This is a genomic window from Brachyspira pilosicoli, assembly GCF_019402445.1.
GTDB classification, from domain to species: Bacteria; Spirochaetota; Brachyspiria; order Brachyspirales; family Brachyspiraceae; genus Brachyspira; species Brachyspira pilosicoli_B.
The window spans coordinates 1-2899 of record NZ_SRZM01000013.1; the positions used below are offsets into that span (position 1 = coordinate 1).

The 2899-nt window shown below is 29.5% G+C and carries 2 protein-coding genes; both read left to right on the forward strand.

Translation table 11 applies throughout. From position 1 onward, the window contains the following. Positions 1 to 168: 168 nt before the first annotated feature. The gene (locus E6A48_RS00445) at positions 169 to 1329 is read left to right on the forward strand and encodes an iron-containing alcohol dehydrogenase (RefSeq protein WP_219708080.1); all 1161 of its coding nucleotides are present in this window, start codon (positions 169 to 171) and stop codon (positions 1327 to 1329) included. Between the two features lie 142 nt (positions 1330 to 1471). Then, the coding region (locus E6A48_RS00450) for a methyl-accepting chemotaxis protein (protein WP_219708081.1) at positions 1472 to 2899 on the forward strand (1428 nt) is incomplete at its 3' end.

A 2899-nucleotide genomic window follows, 5' to 3' on the forward strand; every position in this document is an offset into this window, starting at 1 on the left:
AAAATGCAGTCCTTTTGCTTCTTTGTGGCAACAAAAGAAGTAGGGGCTTGGGGACTAGTCCCCGAGAATAAAAAATATAAAAATTATTATTAATTTGATTTAAATACTTCACAGTTGTATAATTTCAATCATTCATTATTTTATTTATTAAAAAATAGGAGCTATATTATGGATTTTAATTTTTATATGCCAAGTAAAGTTATATTCGGTACAGGTTCTCTAAATAAACTGCATAAACAAAAACTTCCAGGTAAAAAAGCATTAATTGTTACAGGCGGTACTTCTATAAAGAAATATGGTTATTTAAATAGATTAGAAGAAGAATTAAAAAAAGCAAATGTAAGCTATGTTTTATTTGACAAAATTTTACCAAATCCAATAAAAGACCATGTAATGGAAGGGGCTGCTTTAGCAAAAAAAGAAAATTGTGATTTTGTAATAGGTATAGGCGGAGGAAGCAGTATTGACTCTTCAAAATCTATCGCTGTAATGGCAGCTAATGATGGTGATTATTGGGATTATATATTCGGCGGTACTGGTAAAGGTAAAGCAGTACCAAATGACCCTCTTCCAGTGGTAGCAATAACTACAACAGCAGGCACAGGTACAGAGGCTGACCCTTGGACTGTAATTACTAATGGAAATGAAAAAATAGGTTTCGGTTATGAGAAAACTTATCCTTATCTTTCAATAGTAGATCCAGAACTTATGAAAACAGTTCCTCCTAAACTTACTGCTTATCAGGGTTTTGATGCATTATTCCATAGCACAGAAGGATATATTAATAAAATTGCAACAGATATGAGCGATTTGTTTGCATTAAAAGCAATAGAGCTTATAGGAAAAAGTTTGGCTGATGCTGTTAAAGATGGAAACAATATGAAAGCAAGAGAAGATGTTGCTATGGCTAATACTTTATCTGGAATAGTTGAAAGTACTTCAAGCTGTACATCAGAACATTCTATGGAACATGCTTTGAGTGCTTATTATCCAAAACTAGAGCATGGTGCTGGGCTTATTATAATAAGTAAAGAATATTATAGTACAATAGCAAATGCTCATGACTGCGATGAAAAAATGATTGATATGGCTAAGGCTTTAGGTAAAAAAGATGCTAATAAGGCTATGGATTTTGTAGAAGCTTTGGTTGATTTACAAAAGGCTTGCGGTGTAGATAATCTAAAACTTTCCGATTATGGTATTAGCAAAGAAGACTTGCCAAAAATAGCTAAGAATGCTAAATTTGCTATGGGCGGATTATTTGAATGTGATCCTCATAACTTTACAGATGAAGAAGTATTAACTATATTAGAAAAATCTTATAGATAATTATTATATAGATAATATTTTTATTAAAATAAAAGCTATAGTATTACATTCATTTAATACTATAGCTTTTTTATTATAATTATTTTATAATATTTCTTATTTTTATAATAAACAATATGAGAAGATTAGGAGTTGTTGAATTATGAAGAAAGTAAATAGTTTAGGTTTTAAAATACCGTTTGTAATATGTTCTATAGTTGTTTTGATTATAATAGTAATGCTGATATCTTCTGTTAATATAGCAAGCAGCGGTATTAGTAAAAGCAGATTAGGCGGTTTTAACAGCACTATAGCTGGATATGCATCTGTTTTAGATACTTGGTTTGATTTACAGACATCTATAATAAGTACATATTCAGTTACTCCTACAGTTGTTAAATATTTAGAAAATGATGTTAATTTTACTGAAGAATTATTATCTGAAACTATAAATAAATTCAAAGATAATAATCTTTATCTCATTAATTTTGGTATAGCCGATTCTGAAGGGGATATATTTTTAGATTCAATGTCTTCTTCTGCTTTAGGTAAAAATCTTAAAGATTATATTCCAGATGCTTGGAACAGATTTGTTGCTTCAAATACAGATGGGGTTGTATATGCTGATAAACTTGTACAATCAGAAATTACTTCTAAATGGGCTATGCCTGCTATAAAACCAGTTAAAGATTCGTACAATATTACAATAGGTTATATTTATATTTTTCTAGATTGGTATATGCTTCATCAAACTCATTTTGCTGATATTGATTTAGGAAAGACAGGAGGACTTTTTATAACTACTGACAAATTATACAATATAATGGATTCTTTATATGAGAATATAGCGGTTATGAAAATAAATCCTATATATGAGGAAGCTTTTAAAAGCGGTAATATAAGCGGTAATCTTACATATAATCTTGACGGACAAAAAAGAACAGCTGCATATCATAAATTAAAAAATCAGCCTTGGATAATAGCTCTTGCTATGATGAATTATGAGATATATGAACAGAACATGAAATTGATAATAGCCATAAGTATAATAGGAATAATATCTATTGTTATTTTGGCTATACTTGTTAATTTGTTTATAAGAACAATTACTAAACCATTAGAAATAGTGGTAGAAGAGGCATCAAAGATAGAACAAGGAGATTTAAGCCATTCAGAGCAGCGTATAAAATCTAGAAAAGATGAGATAGGTACTTTATCAAAATCTTTTGTTAGTATGAGAAATAAATTAATAGAAACTATAACAGAAGTTAATGAAGCTTCTAATAATATAGTTAATGCGGCAAAAGAGCTTTCGAGCAGCAATACAGATTTATCAAGAAGAACAGAATCACAAGCAGCAAGTTTGGAGGAAACTGCTAGTTCTATGGAAGAGATGGCTTCTACAATAAAATCTTCTACCGATTATGCTATAACAGGAAATAATATGATGGTTTCTTCAAAAGAAGCTATAGAGAGTGCTGGAAGTATTATTACAGAAACAACTAAGAATATAGAAGAAGTATTTGAAGCTAGTACAAAGATAAAAAATATTACAAAGATAATAGAAGATATTGCTTTTCAAACTAATATA